The sequence below is a fragment of the Staphylococcus simulans genome, from assembly GCF_002902285.1.
GTDB lineage: Bacteria > Bacillota > Bacilli > Staphylococcales > Staphylococcaceae > Staphylococcus > Staphylococcus simulans.
On the sequence record NZ_PPRU01000020.1, the window covers coordinates 1 to 18695 of the forward strand.

Consider the following 18695-nt stretch of genomic DNA (forward strand, 5'->3'; position numbering starts at 1 on the left):
GTATAGACAAGGATTTAATTCAAAATTCATTATAAAAAGTCATTTGAAGAAATATTTTTCAATGGATTTTAAAAGAGTATTTGGTAATTTAAATCCTGATGTTCTAATCGATTATGGTGGTTACAATAAAATGTTTACAGCACTTTTTGCATTTGCACCTGTAAAAGTTAAAGCAATTTTTCTTCATGCAAATATGTTTGAAGAATATCATAAAAAAATAAATGGGGTCTATAAACACAAATGGAACTTAAAAGTTATTTTTAGTTTGTATGATCAATTTGATAGAATTGTATCTGTTTCGGAAAGCGTTAACGAAGAAAACCAGAAAAACTTAGCAGAATTTATAACTAATCCACTGAAAAAAATGATTTCAATTGAAAATGTTATTGATGGTGGAGAAATAATTAAAATAGCTCAAGAAGCACATGATAAAAATAAACATATTCAACTATACAATGATGGAAACAAAGTAGATTTCACTATATACAATATAAATGAAGTAAATAAACGCAATTGTAATATAAAATGTGTACAGTCACCAAGTAAGGATGATATTAATTTTGTAAGTGTAGGTAGACTATCACCTGAAAAAAATCATTCTAATTTAATCAAAGCATTTAAAAAGGTAGTTGAAAAAGAAAAAAATAGTAAATTGTTTATTATCGGAAATGGCCCTTTATATAATGATTTAAATAAACTGATTCAACAGTTGAACTTACAAGAAAATGTCTTTCTTCTAGGTTTTATACAAACTCCTTTTATATTTATAGAACAATGTGATTGTTTTGTATTAGCTTCAAATAATGAAGGTCAAGGAATGGCAATTATAGAAGCAAATGTATTGGGTAAACCAATTATCGGAACTAACGTAAGTGGTATTAATACAGTTATAAATAAAGAAAATGGTTTGTTGGTAGAAAATAATGTTGAGAGTATCACTAATGGATTACTAAAGTTTCTAAAAGGTGAAGTACCAGCATCAAAATTTGACTATAAAAAGTATAATGAAAAAATCATTAATAAATTAGAAAATGATCTCTTAGACTTATAAAACATATGAGATGACACGACATCACATTCTATTTTGGTATGAATTACCAAAGTAGAATGTGATTTTTTTGAACGTAAGTCTAAATATAAAGTAAAAAATGATTTAAAAGAGGGAGAAGCAGGTAATAGAAATAAGTATGATTGATTGGGGTTATTCAGATATTTTAAGTTTGGTTTAACTACCTCAAATAAATAACAGTTTTCTTTAATACATTCAAAACACCTTTTCAAAGTTTGTTCATAAATTGTGTATATATTAAAAGAAAATGTTATTGCCCATTATGCGAGCGTGCGTTAAACTGTAACAGGAAGCTATGATTAACATTATCAAAAGGGATAAAAGTAACAGAGACAAATAAAAAGTTATTTTTTTCAGTATGTAAGCGCATTCAATAAGGAAGGGTTAAAGAAGCGGCTGAACAGTACGACAAATACAAAGATTTTTAAAATCCATGTATGTGTTGTGCGGTATGGTCTTTTATTTTTGTAATAATATTGAATGATACTGTTTTAATAATGTATAGCGTCTCTCTACTTGCTTATCACGTATGAGTAAATGGAGGATAGATAGATATGAGTAATCAAAATGAGCTTAAACGTAATTTAGGTTTCTTCTCAGCCATTTCCATAGTTATGGGAACGGTAATCGGCGCTGGCGTATTCTTTAAAGTTTCCAGTGTCGCAGAAGTAACGGGCTCTACAAGTATGGCAATGTTGGTATGGCTGTTAGGTGGTTTAGTAACAATCTGTGCAGGGTTGACTGCAGCCGAACTTGCCGCCGCAATTCCAGAGACAGGCGGACTTGTTAAATATATTGAATATACTTACGGTAACTTCTGGGGTTACTTATCAGGATGGGCGCAAGCATTTATTTATTTCCCAGCAAACGTTGCTGCTTTAGCAATTGTCTTTGCGACGCAATTTACTAACTTATTCCATATTAAAGCACATTGGATTTTGTTGATTGCATTAATAACTGCGCTAACTGTATACTTTATCAACTGCTTAGGATCTAAAGCAGGAGGTATGCTTCAGTCTATTACATTAGTAATTAAACTGATTCCAATTATCTTAATTGTAGCCGTCGGCTTCTTTGCACCTAGTAATGTAGAATTCTCACTATTCCCAATTCAATCAGGTGAGCAGCAAGGCTTCTTTACAGCCTTAGGTGCAGGTTTACTTGCGACTATGTTCGCTTATGATGGTTGGATGCACGTTGGTACAATTGCTGGTGAGTTGAAGAATCCAAAACGTGACTTACCAGGTGCAATCACTATCGGTTTAGGTGCTGTAATGGTTGTTTATCTTTTAATCAACGCAGTATTCTTAATGACATTACCAATTTCAGAAATCAGCGGTAACTTGAACGCAGCAAGTGAAGCTTCTGTTAAAATCTTCGGTAATGGCGGAGGTAAAATTGTCACAATTGGTATCATGGTATCTGTATATGGTGCTTTAAATGGTTATATGATGACAGGTATGCGTGTACCATATGCGATGGCTGAACGTGGCGGTTTACCATTCAAGAACTTCTTCTTGAAATTGACACCAGGACAAGCACCATGGGCAAGTGGTTTAGTTCAAATCGTTATTGCTTTCGTTATGATGTCTTTAGGTGCATTCGATACAATTACAAATATGTTGATCTTTGTTATCTGGACATTCTACACAATGGCTTTCGTAGCAGTAATGATTCTTAGACGTAGAGAACCAGAAATGGAACGTCCTTATAAAGTACCACTTTATCCAATCGTACCATTAATTGCGATTGTGTCAGGTGTGTTCGTATTAATTAATACATTATTCACTCAAACATTACTCGCATCAATTGGTATTATCATTACTTTATTAGGTATTCCAATCTATTATTATACAAAGAGAAAAGAAGCTAAATAATCTCAATCATTATGATTAGCCGGCAAAATTGCCGGCTAATTTTTAAATATAAGTTATCTCAATATTCAAAAATAACAGAATTAAGCGTTATAATATAAACAGATACAACTTTAGATACGGTAATAACTTACCGCAATACAAACGTAAGGAGTACGATGAATATGAAAATTGCAGTTGCTGGTGCCGGCGCTATGGGCGGCCGTGTAGGTACACAAATTCAAAAAGCAGGTTACGACGTTACATTTATTGATAGTTGGTTACCTCACGTTGAGGCTGTACAAAAACATGGCTTTGAAATTCAAACAGAAACTGAGACTTATCAAGTAGATGCGACAATGATTACACCTGAAGAAGTGAATGATCAATATGATTTAGTCATCATTCTTACCAAAGCAATGCAATCTGTAGAAATGTTGCAAAAGCTGAAAGATAAAGGGGCTATTACTAAAGACACAGCAGTATTGACAATGATGAACGGTTTGGGTCATGACGAACGTTTTAAACAAGTCGTACCTGAGGAACAAATCTATCTTGCTGTTACAATGTGGACAGCTGGTTTAAGAGGACCGGGCAAACTATTACTTGAAGGTGTAGGTACTGTAGACTTCCAACGTGTTGATGGTAAAGAAAGTGAAAGAACAAGAGAAATTAATCAAGTCTTTGAAGATGCAGGTTTAAATCCAACAATCAGTAATCAAATTATGCAAACAGTTTGGTTAAAAGCAGCACTTAATAGTGTAGTTAATCCACTTTGTACAATTTTAGATAAACGTATCGTTGATTTTGCAGCATACGAAAATTCACGCGAAATGATTACACCAATCATACGTGAAATCGTAGAAGTAGCAGCTGCTAAAGGCGTTGAAGTAGATTTTGACACAATCGTGCATAAAATCGAAGGATCTTATCCTGTTGAAACACAAGGTTTACATCATCCTTCAATGCACCAAGACTTATATAGTGGTCGTTTAACAGAAGTTGATTACCTAAACGGTCAAGTTGAAGAATATGGTCAAGAATTTGGTATTCCAACACCAAACAATACAATGTTGAAACATTTAGTACACCAATTAGAAATGACACATGTAAAAGCATAATTAAGATCTTTAAAAGCTCTGCATGATGCAGGGCTTTTTTTCATTTGAATGGATTCATAAGCACATTGTATGACTAACTTATTTAATTATGTGATAATTAATATACAACTGAAAACGCTTCACAATAGGTTTTAACAAGGTTTCCAAGCTTTTCATAAACCTTGAGCAATAAATAAATTAGCTTTAAAGGAGGCTTTTAATCATGAGTGTAAATGTAAGAGACTATATCCAAGACAGTTATGATTTATTTATTAATGGTGAGTTTGTACCGAGCGAATCAGGAGAAACAATTGACGTTTCAAACCCAGCAACAGGTGAGGTTATCACTAAAGTAGCTAAAGCAAGCGAAAAAGATGTTGATAAAGCTGTTCAAGCAGCACAAGCAGCATTCGACAGCTGGAGTAAAACACCTAAAGCAGAGCGCGTGAAATTATTACGCGAAATTGGTGACAAATTATTAGAACAAAAAGATCGTTTCGCAGTTATCGAAACATTAAATAATGGTAAACCGATTCGTGAAACATCCACAATCGATATTCCATTATCAGCACGTCATTATGAATACTTCGCAAGTGTAATTGACACAGATGAAGGTACAGTTAATGACATGAGTGAAGATGTTATGAGTATTGTACGTCATGAACCAATTGGTGTTGTAGGTGCCGTAGTAGCATGGAACTTCCCAATGTTATTATCAGCTTGGAAATTAGCACCAGCACTTGCGGCTGGTAACACAGTAGTCATCCAACCATCATCATCTACACCAGTCAGCTTAATTGAATTAGCTAAAATCTTCCAAGAAGTATTACCTAATGGTGTAGTAAACATCTTAACAGGTAAAGGTTCTGAATCAGGTAATGCAATCTTTAATCACGAAGGTGTAGATAAATTATCATTCACTGGTTCAACAGAAGTAGGTTATCAAGTTGCTGATGCTGCAGCGAAACGCTTAGTTCCTGCAACACTAGAACTTGGTGGTAAATCAGCTAACATCATCTTAGACGATGCAAACTTAGATGTTGCGGTAGAAGGTATTCAACTTGGTATCTTATTCAACCAAGGTGAAGTCTGCAGTGCTGGTTCACGCTTACTTGTACAAGAAGATATCTATGATAAATTAATGGATCGCTTAAAAGATGCATTCAGCCGTATTAAAGTAGGTGACCCTCTAGATGAAAATATTCAAATGGGTTCACAAACAGGTGAAGCACAATTAGAAAAAATCCAAAATTATGTAGATTATGCTAAAGAATCAGGTGCAGAAATCTTAGTTGGCGGTAACCGCTTAACAGATGGAGAATTATCTAAAGGTTATTTCTTCGAACCAACAATCATTGCAGTAGAAAATAATAAAAACAAACTTGCACAAGAAGAAATCTTTGGCCCTGTCTTAACAGTTATTAAAGTTAAAGATGAAGACGAAGCAATTCAAATCGCAAATGATTCTGAATACGGTTTAGCAGGCGGCGTTTTCTCTGAAAACATCAACCGTGCATTGAAAGTTGCACGTGAAGTTAGAACAGGCCGTATCTGGGTTAACACTTATAACCAAGTACCAGAAGGCGCTCCATTCGGTGGCTACAAAAAATCTGGTATTGGCCGTGAAACTTACAAAGCAGCTATCCAAAACTATCAACAAGTTAAAAACATTTATATTGATACAAGCAACCAAACTAAAGGACTATACTAAGTTTCATTTGGTCCAAAAAATGTATTAATTTGAATTTAAGCACCAACCATCTTATTTATTGAAGATGGTTGGTGCTTTTTATTTTGTTAGAAGGATAAAGTCCTCGTATACTTTGAAGTCATTGTATAACCTTCATTAAGAATATATAGATTTTGTAAAGATGCTAGGTTTTATTAGAAAAAGTCAAAGTCATCTATTATAATGTGAAACAAATTCTAAGTAGTATATTAAAAACATATTGTTTCTAAATTTAAAATACAAATTTGGGTATATAGATAAATAACCCTTAATATAAATAGAAGAAGTGGAAACATTTTACAATAGAACGGAGAAATAGAATGGTTAAAGTAAGAATGTTAATCCCATGCTTTAATGAAGAAGATGTTATCAACTACACATACAAAGAACTAAAGAAAGTTCTAGAAGAAGATTCGAAAAAACAAAACTATGATTTTGATTTACTTTTTATTGACGACGGGAGTAAGGATAGCACAATTGAAAAGGTTAAAGATTACAGTCAATATGATTCACACGTAAAATACATTGAATTCAGTAGAAACTTTGGTAAAGAAGCTGCAATGTATGCTGGACTGGATCAAAGTAGAGATGTTGATGCAGTGATTATTTTAGATGGTGATCTACAACATCCACCTGAATTAATTCCACAAATGATTGAGAAGTATTTAGAAAATGGTACAGACCAAGTTATTGCTAAACGTAATCGTGAAGGAGAAAAAGCTACACGTAAATTTATGACGCATTGTTATTATAAGTTGGTCAATCGCTTTGTCGATGTACCAATTGAAGATGGTGTAGGTGATTTCCGTTTATTAAGTCAACGTGTAGTACGTACACTTGCTGATTTAGGAGAGACACAAAGATTCTCTAAAGGATTATTTTCTTGGGTAGGTTATAAGACAGAAACGATTGAATACGAAAACCAAGAACGCATAGCTGGGGACTCTAAGTGGTCGTTCTTTAAATTATTAGATTACGGTGTAGACGGTGTAATTTCGTTTAACAACAAGCCGTTACGTACAATTATGTACTTTGGTATGGGCATTTTTGGTATTAGTTTATTATACTTGTTAATCAATTTCTTAATGATTATCTTTAACGGTATTGACGCACCAGGTTATTTCACTACAATTTTTGCGATTTTATTCTTAGGTAGTATTCAGTTGATTTCATTAGGAGTTATTGGTGAATATATTGGACGTATTTATTATGAAGTGAAGAATCGTCCGAAATATCTTCAACAAGATTCAAATTTAAAAGAACAGTCAGCAGAAAAGAAGAAAACAGAGGAATTCGAATCAACATCTGATCAACGAGAGAAATATCCTAATATAGAACCCTTGCATCATGCGATACCAAAACCTCAAGAACCTGTATCATACAAAACGAATTTACAAGAACGAGAAGAAAGTGAATTAAAAGAAAAAGAAAAACAAGCACAACGTATCAAACAAATGAATGTATAAAATAAAGCGGCATGTTTAAGAAAGCAAAATCTTTCGTTAAACGTGCCGCTTTTATAATATTAGTCAGTTTCATCATGTGCTTTATCAGATTTGAAACCTTGAAGTACGATGAAGAATTCACCGACTACAATAAAAATAACTGTATGAGCTAATAAGATAATACCTTGCAAGTTATACCCGATAATTATAATGAAGAATAAAACAGGAATGATAAACTTAGCTTTGCCACTTGCTTTTGACGCAATTACTTTTTGAAGAAGAATCGCAATAATCAGCGTAACAAGCGGTACAATCCAATGCATTAAAAATGGAGACATGTTTTATGTCACCTCTTTCTTTTTGTCTGCTTCAGAATGTTTCTGTTTATTTTCCTCATGTCGTTTAAGTTGTTGTTCAAGGCCGAAGAGTTGAACTGCGCCTAATATAAAGAAAATAATAAAAGTTGGTAAGTTAATGATATGTGTTAAGAACAACACCAACAAAATGACTGAATATACAATCGGTACTACAAACTTATATTTCTTATTGGTATGACGCAGTATGTAGTGCTGCGTAAATAGTGCGGCAACATAAAGAATGACGATACTGATAGTACTTAGAAAAGTAGCCAACGTTGCACCTTCTTTATAATATATTATTGATTATGGTTATAGTTTATCATATTGGTTGAGCTTGTTAAGACAATAAAAAACATACCTAAAATCAATTAGGTATGTGTGTAAGTCAGTCTTTGAAACCTTTAAAGTTTTTGACAGTACCGTGTGTGTATCTATAAACGTGAAACGCAGTCACAAGTACATATAGAATGTAGACTGGAACGACGATATAGTTTGCGATGAATAAACCTGTCATCACAAGTACAGAAATTACAGGCACGATTAAATTCCAGTCGCTTTTAATACGTTTCATTAAAGAACCTTGAATTAAAATAACCGTCACGAAGAAAATTAATGATAATACCCACATTAAAACTGGAGACATATTAGACGAACCTCCTCACTTATCTATGTTTTTGAGCTTACTTTCATTCTAAAGGCAGTTGGTATGTTAAGCAAATACATGAGAAGCGGGACAGTGCCGTTTTGACACTGCCCCGCACTCTACATGATTATTAATTTAATGAGTTGTTAGAATAATTGATTGTCTTTAGGGAAGACATCATCGCCTAATGCACGTTGTGCCAAGACGTTTAGATAGTTCCATGGACGATCAAAATTAGGTTGGAAGAAGAAGTCAACTAACGCTAAATCTTCCAATTTCCAACCCGCATTGATTGCGACTGAAATTGTATTGATAGATTCTACTAAGTCTTCTTTACTCATAATTTGACCACCTAAGATATGGTGAGAATCTTCATCATAGATAATTTTCAGATGCACAGTTGTATCATCTTGTCTGAATTTTGGACGTACAGGTACTTCGATATACGTTGCACCTAAATTACCGTCATAATTATCTTTTTCTGATTCATGTACACCTGTTTGACCAAATTTATAATCGAATAATGATAAGCCAGATGTACCAGAAACTCTAGGCATTTTCATATCATGGCCAGCCATGTTGCGTGCTGCGACATAACCTTGACGACGAGAGTTTGTCGCAAGGGCAATATAGCGTTCTTCTTCAATAGGTGCATAAGGAATCATTGTTGCGTCACCACTTGCGTAGACATCTTTTTCAGATGTTTCAAGGTGGTCGTTAATTTCAATAATACCTTTAGTACCTAATTTCACTTTACCATCTAACCATTCTGTCGCAGGTTTAACACCTACAGTAAAGATAACTGTATCGGCTTCAAATTCTCCGTTGTCTGTCACAACGCCAGTTACGTTATTATTATCATCTGCTTTTAATGCTTTCACATTTTCGTTACCTCTGAATTTTAAACCGTGTTCTTTCGCATTCTCTTCGAGAATATCAGTAAATTCTTTGTCTAGGTACGTCTTAATTAAACGATCTCCGTCATCCATCACTGTTGTATCAATACCAGCTTTAACGAAAGCTTCTGCAGCTTCAATACCGATATAACCGCCGCCGACAACGATTGCTTTTTTCGCAGATTTCATACGTTCTTTGATTTTGCCTGCCCAGTCAGCACCACGCATGAATAACACATTATTATAGTCATTGATGCCATCAATTGGCGGTGCATTTGGTACGCCGCCTGGACTTAAGAATAATTTATCATAATCAACTTTAGATTCATTATTGTCTTTATCTTGAACTGTTACAGTTTTATTTTCAGTATCTAAGTCAGTTACTGTAGTATTCACATGAACTTTAACACCACGATCTTCTAGTGATTCCTCGCTTGCATAGTGTAGTGAATCTAAACTAGGCGCAACATCTTCTAGATAACTTTGAATACCACAGGATAAGAATGAAGGTTTATCTGCACTTTCAAACACTTCAATTTCTGCTTCTGGATCTGAAATTAATAGCGTTTCGATTGCTGCATAACCTGCGTGAGAAGTTCCGACAATTACATATTTCATAAAGAAATAGCCTCCTCTAATATAAGTTGTATTTATATATAAATAGTCTCATTATTATATTTACCCTTAAGGTTAATTGCTAGACTTACATATCAGGCTATTGTTCAAAGTTGATAAAATTGTCATATTTAAAATGTGTAATTAAGGTGTTTTAAAAAGGTGATACGTTGTTCGTAGACCAGAATGGCTTATAATGAAAGTAATATGGATATGCAATGCAGAGATAGGAAATGGGGGAGAAGTTATGCAAGCTGTCGCACAGTTAACACATGCATCTAAAGCGTTTAATAAGCAAACGGTGCTGGAAGATATTTCGTTGACGCTTCAACAAGGTCAAATTATGGGATTAATCGGACCGAGTGGTTCAGGCAAAACAACAGCTATTAAATGTTGGCTAGGTATGGAACAGTTAGATGGAGGAGAAGCTTCTATTTATAATCATTCAATGCCAAATCGTAAAGTATTGAGCCATGTCGGTTATATGGGACAAACACTCGCTTTGTATGAGAATTTAAGTGCGAAAGAGAACTTAGTATTCTTTGGAAATTTAAAAGGATTATCCGGCAAGCAATTAAACGAGGATATTAAACGCTATATGAAACTGGTCGATTTAGAAGATAAACAATCGCAAATTGTACATACATTTTCAGGCGGTATGAAACGGCGTTTATCCCTAGCAATTACTTTATTAGGGAGACCAGACTTGCTTATTTTAGATGAACCGACTGTGGGTATTGATCCGAGTCTACGTCAAAAAATCTGGCATGAACTGCGTCAACTAGCTGAACAAGGACAAACTATTTTGATGACAACACATGTCATGGATGAAGCAGAACGTTGTGATCAAGTTGGCTTATTAGTAGACGGTCATATCTTTGCGTTAGGCTCACCAAATGAATTAAAACAACAGTTTAATGCTTCAAGTATTGAAGAGGTATTCTTAAAAGCAGAGGAGGCGAAGGGTCATGAGATTTAAAGCAGTCTTAAAACGTGTCATGATTGATCTAGTTCGTGATAAACGTACACTCGCTTTAATGTTTATCGTCCCTTTAATCATTTTGACGATTATGTTCTTCTTGTTTAATAGCGATAATGAAGAACACTTAAATATCGGTTTCTCTGAAGATGTTCCTAAATCTTTTGTTAAAGCACTGCCAAAAGATAAAGTGCAGACAGAAACTTATTCTAATTCTGAATCTGTCAAAACCTTAATCGAACAACATGATTTAGATGCTTATGTTCAAAAAGATGATAAACAATTAGTGGTCACTTATACGAATGAGAATCCAAGTAAAACGACAGCGGTAAAACAAATTCTAGCTGGTACCCTTCAAAAAGATAAAATGCAAGCACTTGCGGGTGAAATGAAAACTATCAAAATAAAACTGGCTGAGATGCCTCAAGCAAGTAAAGCAGCTATGAAATCAAATCAAACATCAGAATTAACCTCACTTGATGCGCATTATTTATATGGAGATGCTAACAGCAGTTATTTTGATAAAATGTTTCCGATTTTAATGGGCTTCTTTGTCTTTTTATTTGTATTCTTAATTTCAGGTATTGCGTTACTAAGAGAAAGAACGACAGGTACTTTAGAACGTATACTTGCAATTTCAATCAAACGTAGTGAAATTGTGTTCGGTTACTTAGTCGGATACGGTATCTTTGCGGTGATACAAACGTTGATTATTGTACTGTTTTCAATTTACTTATTGAAAGTTGATGTCGCAGGCAATATCTTGTGGGTACTATTAATCAATATACTGATTGCCTTTGCGGCACTTACTATGGGATTATTCGTTTCCACGTTTGCGAATTCAGAGTTTCAAATGCTGCAGTTTATTCCGATTGTAGTCGTACCGCAAGTATTATTCTCTGGTATTATTCCGTTGGATAATGTGAATCGCTTTATCGCAAGTATCGGCTATTTGTTCCCATTACGGTATGCAGGGGATGCGTTGACTAAAGTTATGATTAAAGCACAAAGTATTAATACATTCTGGTTTGATATCGGTATTTTAGTTCTCTTTATTGTAGTATTTACGATACTGAATATTGTAGGCTTAAAACGTTATAGAAAAGTGTGAGTGATTCATACATTGAGATCTGTTCAAAAAGGACAGGTCTCTTTTTTAGTTTTTGTCTACTTATTTCAATATTCATAAACATGATGCTATTTACTGCGCTCGAAAATACATGAACCACCAAACACTACTAATATTTAGTAAATCACTTGTTAAAGTGTAAGAATAAACCTTAAACGTTTAAGATATTTATTGACAACGCTTTCATTGTGGATTACGATTTATGATAACGGTTACACAGTTGTATATACAACTGTTACATAAATAGAGAAAGTGAATGAATATTAGGAGAAGGTGGAAACTGTGGAAAGGATTAAGGAACAGATTGAAGCTGGAGATATCAGTGTAGGTATAGAACTTGGGTCTACACGAATCAAAACAGTCGCGGTTAATGCACAATGTGAAACAATCGCAACAGGGTCATTTGAATGGGAGAACACATTTAAAGATGGATTTTGGACGTATTCACTTAATGATGTCTGGAACGGACTTCAAATCAGTTATCAATCGATGACAGATGAAGTGAAAGACAAGTATGGTGTAGCTATTAAACAGTTAAAGTCTTTAGGTATCAGTGGTATGATGCACGGCTATTTAGCGTTTGATGATAAAGACGATTTATTAGTACCATTTCGTACTTGGCGTAATAATAACGCACATGATGCAGCACGTAAGCTAACAGAACATTTTGGAGTGAATATTCCTGAAAGGTGGAGTATTGCGCAGTTATATGATGCGGCGATTCACGATGCACCGCATACGCAACATGTCCGATATATGACGACATTATCTGGTTATGTACATTGGTATTTAACAGGTGAACGTGTTTTAGGCGTTGGAGATGCTTCAGGTATGTTTCCAATAGACCCGAAGACGCATCGCTTCAGAGAAGATTTATTAAATCAATTTAATGACCTTTATCACAAAGAAGGTTATATGCAAGATGTGTATGATGTTTTACCGAAAGTGTTGGTAGCTGGAGAAGATGCAGGCTACTTAACAGAAACAGGTGCGAAGTTGATTGATCCAAATCAAGAGTTACAAGCTGGATGTCCGATGTGTGCACCTGAAGGGGATGCGGCAACAGGTATGGTCGCAACGAAAAGTGTCGCACCAAGAACAGGAAATATTTCTGCAGGGACAAGTATCTTCTCTATGATTGTCTTAGATCATCCATTAGAGAAATTGTATCCAGAAGTTGATTTAGTGACGACACCTGCAGGTGATGAAGTCGCGATGATTCATGCGAATAACTGCACGTCTGATATCAATGATTGGATGGATTTATTCGCAGAAGTGCTGGATACGATGGGAGTTGCATATACGAAGGAAGACTTATTTACACGGATGTTCGAAAAGGCGCTTGAAGGGGATAAAGAACTCGGTCATTTATTATCTTATGGCTATGTTTCGGGTGAATTTATTACAGATGTGCCAAAAGGTTATCCAATGTTCATTCGCAGTGTAGAAAGCCAGTTTAATTTGGCGAATGTGATGAAAACACATATTTTCAGTGCTTTTAGTACGTTGAAAATCGGTATCGATTTATTGAAACGTAATGAAGCGTTGGAAATCGACAGTATGATTGGTCACGGCGGTATTTTTAAAACAGAAGGCGTAGCACAAAGCTTCTTAGCTGCAGCACTTGAAAGTCCGGTCAGTGTGATGCAGACAGCGAGTGAAGGCGGTGCATGGGGTATTGCGGTGCTTGCTCGTTATCATGTGGACCATCAAGGTCAAAAACTATCAGATTACTTAGATCATCATGCATTTGGTGATGTCGAAGCATTAGTGCTTGAACCAAAAGCAGAGGATGTAGAGAGTTTCAAACAGTATATTGAGCGGTTTGAAGCGGGATTACCTTTAGAACGTCAAGCAGATACACACTTTAATTCATAAAGATAAACAAAGGAGAATATTGTGCAGACATTAGAGAGAAATAAGTCAAAACAATTTTTAGGTTTACCCATGACCTTAATATGGGGTTATATCGCAGTAGCGGTATTTATGACAGGTGATGGTATTGAACAAGCCTTCCTATCAAAATATATTCAACATATTGGTTTTAGTGCGAGTCAAGCTTCAACTGTATTAACAACTTACGGTTTAGTGGTTGCGATCGCTTCTTGGCTATCTGGAGTACTAGCGGAAGTCTTTAGTCCAAGACGTCTGATGACATTTGCGTTTATTACTTGGATTATCTTCCATGTCGGATTCTTAGTCTTCGGTTTAGAAACACATAACTATGCGATGATGATTATTATGTATAGTATTCGTGGTATCGCATACCCGATGTTTATTTACAGTTTCGTAGTATGGATTACATACTCAGCACCGCCACAAAGATTAGCGTCTGCTATGGGTTGGTTCTGGGCCATGTATTCAATCGGTATTGGTGTACTAGGTTCATACTTACCAAGTTTTACTATCCCATTTATCGGCTTTATGGGCACGTTATGGAGCTCTATTATCTTTATCGCTATCGGTGGTTTAATGGCATTCTTTTTAGTCAAAGATAGAGAAGGTATGAAGAAGGAAAGCGATAAACTGACAACTAAAGAAATGTTCGGAGAAATCTTACGAGGTGTAACGATTTTACGTAATCCACAAATTGCGATTGCATGTGTAGTTCGTATTATCAACCAACTTTCTTTATTTGGTTTAGTCGCATTTATGCCGGCTGTCTTTACAGATGACTTTGGTTTCAGCACGTCACAATGGCTTCAAATCTGGGGCTTCATGTATATCGTGACTATCTTTACCAATCTCTTTTGGGGAATTGTTGGTGATAAGATAGGATGGGTCAAACAGATTCGTTGGTTTGGTTGTATCGGCATGGCGCTTTCAACATTAGGATTCTATTATGTGCCACTTTGGTTCGGACCTAGTTTCTGGATTACAGCAGTTGTAGCAACAGCCTTTGGGTTTGCAGTAGCTGCTTTCGTACCGATGTCAGCCATCTTCCCGACCCTTGAACCTCGTCATAAAGGTGCAGCAGTGTCTATTCATAACTTGTCAGCAGGTTTAAGTAACTTCTTAGGGCCTGCGATTGCAACAATTGTATTAATGTTTGGAGATGCGTTAGTAACGATTTGGGTTTATGCAGCAATTTACTGTATCGGCTTTGTTTTAACATTCTTTATGAAAGTTAAACAGCCTTCACTACAAAAATAAAGAAAAGGTGATTAGGATGAATATTTTAGAACAGTTCAGATTAGATGGTAAAGTAGCTATCGTAACAGGAGGTGCCATGGGCTTAGGACAAGCAATGGCTACTGCTTTAGCGCAAGCAGGCGCAGATATTGTTATCGCAGACATTCAGGAAGATGTGGCGCAAGCAACAGCGACTACTATTCGTGAAACAGAAGGGGTTCAAGCAACATCTTTAAAAGTAGATGTGACTAATCCTGACGATGTACAAAAAATGGTAGATGATGTTGTAGATGAGTTCGGTAAAATCGATATCTTAATTAATAATGCTGGTATGACAATCAATGCAAAAGCAGAAGAAATGACATATGAACAATGGAATAAAGTGATTAACTTGAATCTAAACGGCGTCTTCCTAGTTGCGCAAGCAGTTGGACGTCAAATGATCAAACAAGGTCACGGTAATATCATCAATACATCTAGTATGTCAGGTCTTATCGCAAACAAACCGCAAGAACAATGTTCATATAACGCCTCTAAAGCAGGTGTTATTATGTTAACGAAAAGTTTAGCAATGGAATGGTCAAAATATAACATTAAAGTTAACACAATTGCCCCAGGTTACATGAAGACTGAATTAACTAAACCATTCTTTGAAAAGGGTGGCGCAATGATTGATGATTGGATGGGCTTCACACCTATGGGCCGTCCTGGATTGCCAGAAGAATTAGGCGGTATCGTTGTATACTTAGCTTCAGATGCTTCATCATTCGCACAAGGCAGTGTCTTTACAATTGATGGCGGCTATACAGCGTTGTAATCAATTATACAAATCATAAAATCTAATAACCAAAAGAAACCCGGTAAGGATAACGGCTATTGACCATTTCCCTGCCGGGTTTCAGTATAGGTGTTAATTTTTAGAAAGAATAACGATTAAATTATTCGTTTTCTTTACGACGACGTGCATTTAATAAGAATAATGTACCAGCACTTGCGAATAATGAACCAGATAATAATCCGAATAATACTTGATCTTGTTCACCAGTTGCAGGTAATTGTTTTTTAGCGTCTTTAGCTTTTTGTTGAGCAGCTGCTTTGTTAGTAGTAGCTGTAGTTTGACCAGCTTTTTGAGCAGCTTTTTGACCAGTTACAACTTTACCATTGTTTTGAGCAGTTGTAGTTTGACCAGCTTTGTTAGCTTGACCTGGAGTAGTTGTAGCTTTTTGAGCAGGTTTAACTTCTTTATTAACTGGTGATTGTTTAGCATTTTCAGCTTGAGCTTTTTGAACTATTGCTGCAACTTCATCAGTAGCTGCTTGTGCAATTTGTTGATTGTAGCTAGCTTTTGCATCTTTTGAAAGTTTATCAAGTTTATTAACTAAAGCTTGAGCATCAGCAATTTGTTTAGCATGAGCTTTTTGAGCTGTAGTAATTTCTTTTTTAGCAGCAGCAGCATGAGCATCTTCAGCTTGAGCTTCATTAACGATTGCTTCTACTTCATCAGTAGCTGCTTTAGCAATTCTGCTGTTGTATTCATCTTTAGCTTCTTTAGAAAGGTTTTCTAAATTGTTAACTAAAGCTTGAGCATCAGCAAGTAGTTGAGCGTGAGCTTTTTGAGCTGTTTCAATTTTTTGTTTAGCAACAGCTTGTGCTTGAGCGATTTCTGCTTCGTGAGCATTTTTAGCTGCTGTAATTTCTTTTTTAGCAGTAGCAGCATGAGTATCTTCAGCTTGAGCTTCATTAACGATTGCTTCTACTTCATTAGTAGCTGCTTTAGCAATTCTGCTGTTGTATTCATCTTTAGCTTCTTTAGAAAGGTTTTCTAATTTGTTAACTAAAGCTTGAGATTCTTTAATTTGTTCAGCATGTGCTTTTTGAGCAGCGGCAATTTCTTTTTTAGCAATAGCAGGTTGTTTAGCAGCATCTAGAGCTTTAACTTCTTTAACTAATGCTGGAATCTCATCAGTAGCTGCTCGTGAAATTTTTTCGTTGTATTCAGCTTTAGTATTTTTAGAAACGTTTTTCAATCTATTAACTTCAGCTTGAGCATTAGCAATTCTTTGAGCATGAGCTTTTTGAGCTGTTTCAATTTTTTGTTTAGCTCTTTCGTTATTACCTGGTGCTTGGTTAGCATTTAATTCTTTAGCTTGAGCTACAACAGTATCAATAGCTTTAGCATCTGTACGTGCTACTTCGTTAAGTTTGCGATGTGCAGCAGCTTTTTGTTCTGGTTTTAAGTTTTTCAAAGCTTCAACAGTATTGTGAGCTGCTTTAACTTTTTTAGCTACGTCTGCTGGAAGGTTAGTGTTGGCAGCTGCTTCACGAACGTGTTTAGCTTGAGCACTTTCAGCATCTTTTTGTTTAGCAGCAGCAACGATGTCATTAATTTTTTGACCGTTGTTGTTTCCGCTATCTACTAAGATTTGATGGTTAAAATCATCTTTTTGAGCATCTGTTAAGTTTGGTAAATTGTTAACTGTGTTATAAGCAACAGAAGTTAAAGTGTTTAATTCTCTAACTGCTTTGTCTTTTTGTTCAACAGTGCTAGCACCTGCTTCACGAGCATGTTTAGCGTTACCATTTTGTTCGTCTAAAGCTTTTGCATTAGCAACGATATTGTTAATGTTATGACCGTTGTTGTTACCACTGTCTTGTAAGATTTGTTTGTTGAATGCATCTTTTTGTTGATCAGTTAAGTTGTGTAAGCCGTTAACTGTGTTATAAGCAACTTGAGTTAAAGTATTTAATTCTCTTGCAGCTTTTTGTTCAGCTTTAGCTTTTTGTTCTTTATCATAAGCGAATTGAGCGTCTAATTGTTTAGCATCAGCAACGATAGCATCGATACGTTCGCCGTTGTTAGTACCGCTGTCTACTTCAACTTGATGTAAGAAGCTTAATTGTTGTTTGTCAGTGATGTTTTTCAAAGAGTTGATTACTTGATAAGCATCAGCAGTTTTTTGGTTTAAAGCTTTAACAGCTTTATCTTTAGCAGCAGCGTCAGCTTTAGCTTGTTCTTTACCTGCATTTTTAGCAGTTGCAATTTTAGCATCTTCAGCTTTAGCGTTTTGAACTAATCCTGCAATTTCATCAGTAGCTGCTTTAGTAATTTTTGCGCTGTATCTAGCTTTTGTAAAATTAGAAAGGTTTTCTAATTTATAAATTTCAGCTTTAGCATTAGCGATTTTTTGAGCGTGATCTTTTTTAGCTGTTTCAATAGCAACTTTTTTAGCAAGTTCTACTTGTTGGTTAACAGCTTTAGCGTCTTGTTCAGCAGCAACTTTTTTAGCAGTTGCAACTTGAGCATCTTCAGCTTTAGCGCTGTTTACAATGCCTTCAACATCAGTAAGTTTGTTATTACCAGCTGCAGCAGTGATTTTTGCGATATAAGCATCTTTTGTTTTATCAGAAATATTTGGTAAGTTATTTACCACGTTATAAGCGTTTTGTGTAATAGTTGTAGCATCTTGCGCATTGGCTTGAGCATCAACCGCTTGCGCTCCGCTTAAAAATACTACTGTTCCTAATGACACAGATGCGATACCGACTGTTAATTTACGTAAAGAAAATAGTTGTTTTTTCTTCATGATGTATTTCTCCTCCTAATGTGACTATGCATAGTAGTGATGACAATATGATAGATTATTTATAGATATGCATATATTTTACACTACGTATATAGACATGATGCTTCACTTAAAAAATAAGTGTGAAAATTTTCTGTAAATTTATACGTGCCTTTTACATTT

At 35.3% G+C, this 18695-nt stretch carries 15 protein-coding genes; 10 read left to right on the forward strand and 5 right to left on the reverse strand.

Features of this window, described 5'->3' with window-relative positions:
* The 5 genes from CD112_RS05855 to CD112_RS05875 form a co-directional block, all read left to right on the forward strand.
* Window positions 1-1051, forward strand: a 1051-nt coding sequence (locus CD112_RS05855) for a glycosyltransferase (RefSeq protein WP_219727506.1), incomplete at its 5' end; no start/stop codon positions are given.
* Between the two features lie 572 nt (window positions 1052-1623).
* Complete coding sequence (locus CD112_RS05860; protein WP_023015557.1) at window positions 1624-2946, forward strand: APC family permease; 1323 nt, start codon at window positions 1624-1626, stop codon at window positions 2944-2946.
* 161 nt (window positions 2947-3107) lie between these two features.
* Window positions 3108-4043 (forward strand): ketopantoate reductase family protein, encoded by a 936-nt coding sequence (locus tag CD112_RS05865; protein ID WP_002479942.1) that lies wholly within the window; start codon window positions 3108-3110, stop codon window positions 4041-4043.
* Between the two features lie 202 nt (window positions 4044-4245).
* Window positions 4246-5733 carry an aldehyde dehydrogenase family protein gene (locus CD112_RS05870; RefSeq protein ID WP_002479941.1) on the forward strand — a complete coding sequence of 496 codons (1488 nt, stop codon included), beginning with the start codon at window positions 4246-4248 and terminating at the stop codon, window positions 5731-5733.
* Between the two features lie 338 nt (window positions 5734-6071).
* Window positions 6072-7217 (forward strand): glycosyltransferase family 2 protein, encoded by a 1146-nt coding sequence (locus CD112_RS05875; RefSeq protein WP_103364000.1) that lies wholly within the window; start codon window positions 6072-6074, stop codon window positions 7215-7217.
* 59 nt (window positions 7218-7276) lie between these two features.
* Here CD112_RS05875 and CD112_RS05880 read toward each other — a convergent pair whose 3' ends face one another.
* The 4 genes from CD112_RS05880 to CD112_RS05895 form a co-directional block, all read right to left on the reverse strand.
* Window positions 7277-7534: a hypothetical protein gene (locus CD112_RS05880; protein WP_002479939.1), complete on the reverse strand. Its 258-nt coding sequence runs from the start codon at window positions 7532-7534 to the stop codon at window positions 7277-7279.
* A gap of 3 nt (window positions 7535-7537) precedes the next feature.
* Window positions 7538-7828 carry a hypothetical protein gene (locus CD112_RS05885; protein ID WP_103364001.1) on the reverse strand — a complete coding sequence of 97 codons (291 nt, stop codon included), beginning with the start codon at window positions 7826-7828 and terminating at the stop codon, window positions 7538-7540.
* Between the two features lie 112 nt (window positions 7829-7940).
* On the reverse strand, window positions 7941-8198 hold the full coding sequence (locus CD112_RS05890; RefSeq protein WP_002479937.1) for a hypothetical protein: 258 nt from the start codon (window positions 8196-8198) through the stop codon (window positions 7941-7943).
* Window positions 8199-8344: 146 nt separating this feature from the next.
* Window positions 8345-9712: an FAD-dependent oxidoreductase gene (locus CD112_RS05895; protein ID WP_103364002.1), complete on the reverse strand. Its 1368-nt coding sequence runs from the start codon at window positions 9710-9712 to the stop codon at window positions 8345-8347.
* A 244-nt stretch (window positions 9713-9956) separates the two neighbouring features.
* On the opposite strand from CD112_RS05895, the gene CD112_RS05900 reads away from it, so the two are divergent.
* The 5 genes from CD112_RS05900 to CD112_RS05920 all read left to right on the forward strand — a co-directional run bounded on the left by CD112_RS05900 (window position 9957) and on the right by CD112_RS05920 (window position 15766).
* Window positions 9957-10688 carry an ABC transporter ATP-binding protein gene (locus tag CD112_RS05900; RefSeq protein WP_023015552.1) on the forward strand — a complete coding sequence of 244 codons (732 nt, stop codon included), beginning with the start codon at window positions 9957-9959 and terminating at the stop codon, window positions 10686-10688.
* A complete protein-coding gene (locus tag CD112_RS05905) occupies window positions 10678-11799 on the forward strand; it encodes an ABC transporter permease (protein ID WP_103364003.1) in 1122 nt (373 codons plus the stop codon). The genes CD112_RS05900 and CD112_RS05905 overlap by 11 nt, the downstream gene beginning before the upstream one ends.
* Before the next feature lie 300 nt (window positions 11800-12099).
* Window positions 12100-13695, forward strand: a complete 1596-nt coding sequence (locus tag CD112_RS05910; protein ID WP_103364004.1) for a xylulokinase — start codon at window positions 12100-12102, stop codon at window positions 13693-13695.
* Window positions 13696-13716: 21 nt separating this feature from the next.
* Window positions 13717-14970, forward strand: a complete 1254-nt coding sequence (locus CD112_RS05915; protein ID WP_373364858.1) for an MFS transporter — start codon at window positions 13717-13719, stop codon at window positions 14968-14970.
* A gap of 16 nt (window positions 14971-14986) precedes the next feature.
* A complete protein-coding gene (locus CD112_RS05920; RefSeq protein ID WP_023015548.1) occupies window positions 14987-15766 on the forward strand; it encodes a glucose 1-dehydrogenase in 780 nt (259 codons plus the stop codon).
* A 121-nt stretch (window positions 15767-15887) separates the two neighbouring features.
* On the opposite strand, the gene CD112_RS05925 is transcribed toward CD112_RS05920, so the two are convergent.
* On the reverse strand, window positions 15888-18533 hold the full coding sequence (locus CD112_RS05925) for a YSIRK-type signal peptide-containing protein (protein ID WP_103364006.1): 2646 nt from the start codon (window positions 18531-18533) through the stop codon (window positions 15888-15890).
* Window positions 18534-18695: the final 162 nt, after the last annotated feature.

Coding starts and splice junctions, on each gene's coding strand:
- CD112_RS05860 (WP_023015557.1), top strand. CDS start 1,624: ATGAGTAATCAAAATGAGCTTAAACGTAATTTAGGTTTCTTCTCAGCC.
- CD112_RS05865 (WP_002479942.1), top strand. CDS start 3,108: ATGAAAATTGCAGTTGCTGGTGCCGGCGCTATGGGCGGCCGTGTAGGT.
- CD112_RS05870 (WP_002479941.1), top strand. CDS start 4,246: ATGAGTGTAAATGTAAGAGACTATATCCAAGACAGTTATGATTTATTT.
- CD112_RS05875 (WP_103364000.1), top strand. CDS start 6,072: ATGGTTAAAGTAAGAATGTTAATCCCATGCTTTAATGAAGAAGATGTT.
- CD112_RS05880 (WP_002479939.1), bottom strand. CDS start 7,534: ATGTCTCCATTTTTAATGCATTGGATTGTACCGCTTGTTACGCTGATT.
- CD112_RS05890 (WP_002479937.1), bottom strand. CDS start 8,198: ATGTCTCCAGTTTTAATGTGGGTATTATCATTAATTTTCTTCGTGACG.
- CD112_RS05895 (WP_103364002.1), bottom strand. CDS start 9,712: ATGAAATATGTAATTGTCGGAACTTCTCACGCAGGTTATGCAGCAATC.
- CD112_RS05900 (WP_023015552.1), top strand. CDS start 9,957: ATGCAAGCTGTCGCACAGTTAACACATGCATCTAAAGCGTTTAATAAG.
- CD112_RS05905 (WP_103364003.1), top strand. CDS start 10,678: ATGAGATTTAAAGCAGTCTTAAAACGTGTCATGATTGATCTAGTTCGT.
- CD112_RS05920 (WP_023015548.1), top strand. CDS start 14,987: ATGAATATTTTAGAACAGTTCAGATTAGATGGTAAAGTAGCTATCGTA.
- CD112_RS05925 (WP_103364006.1), bottom strand. CDS start 18,533: ATGAAGAAAAAACAACTATTTTCTTTACGTAAATTAACAGTCGGTATC.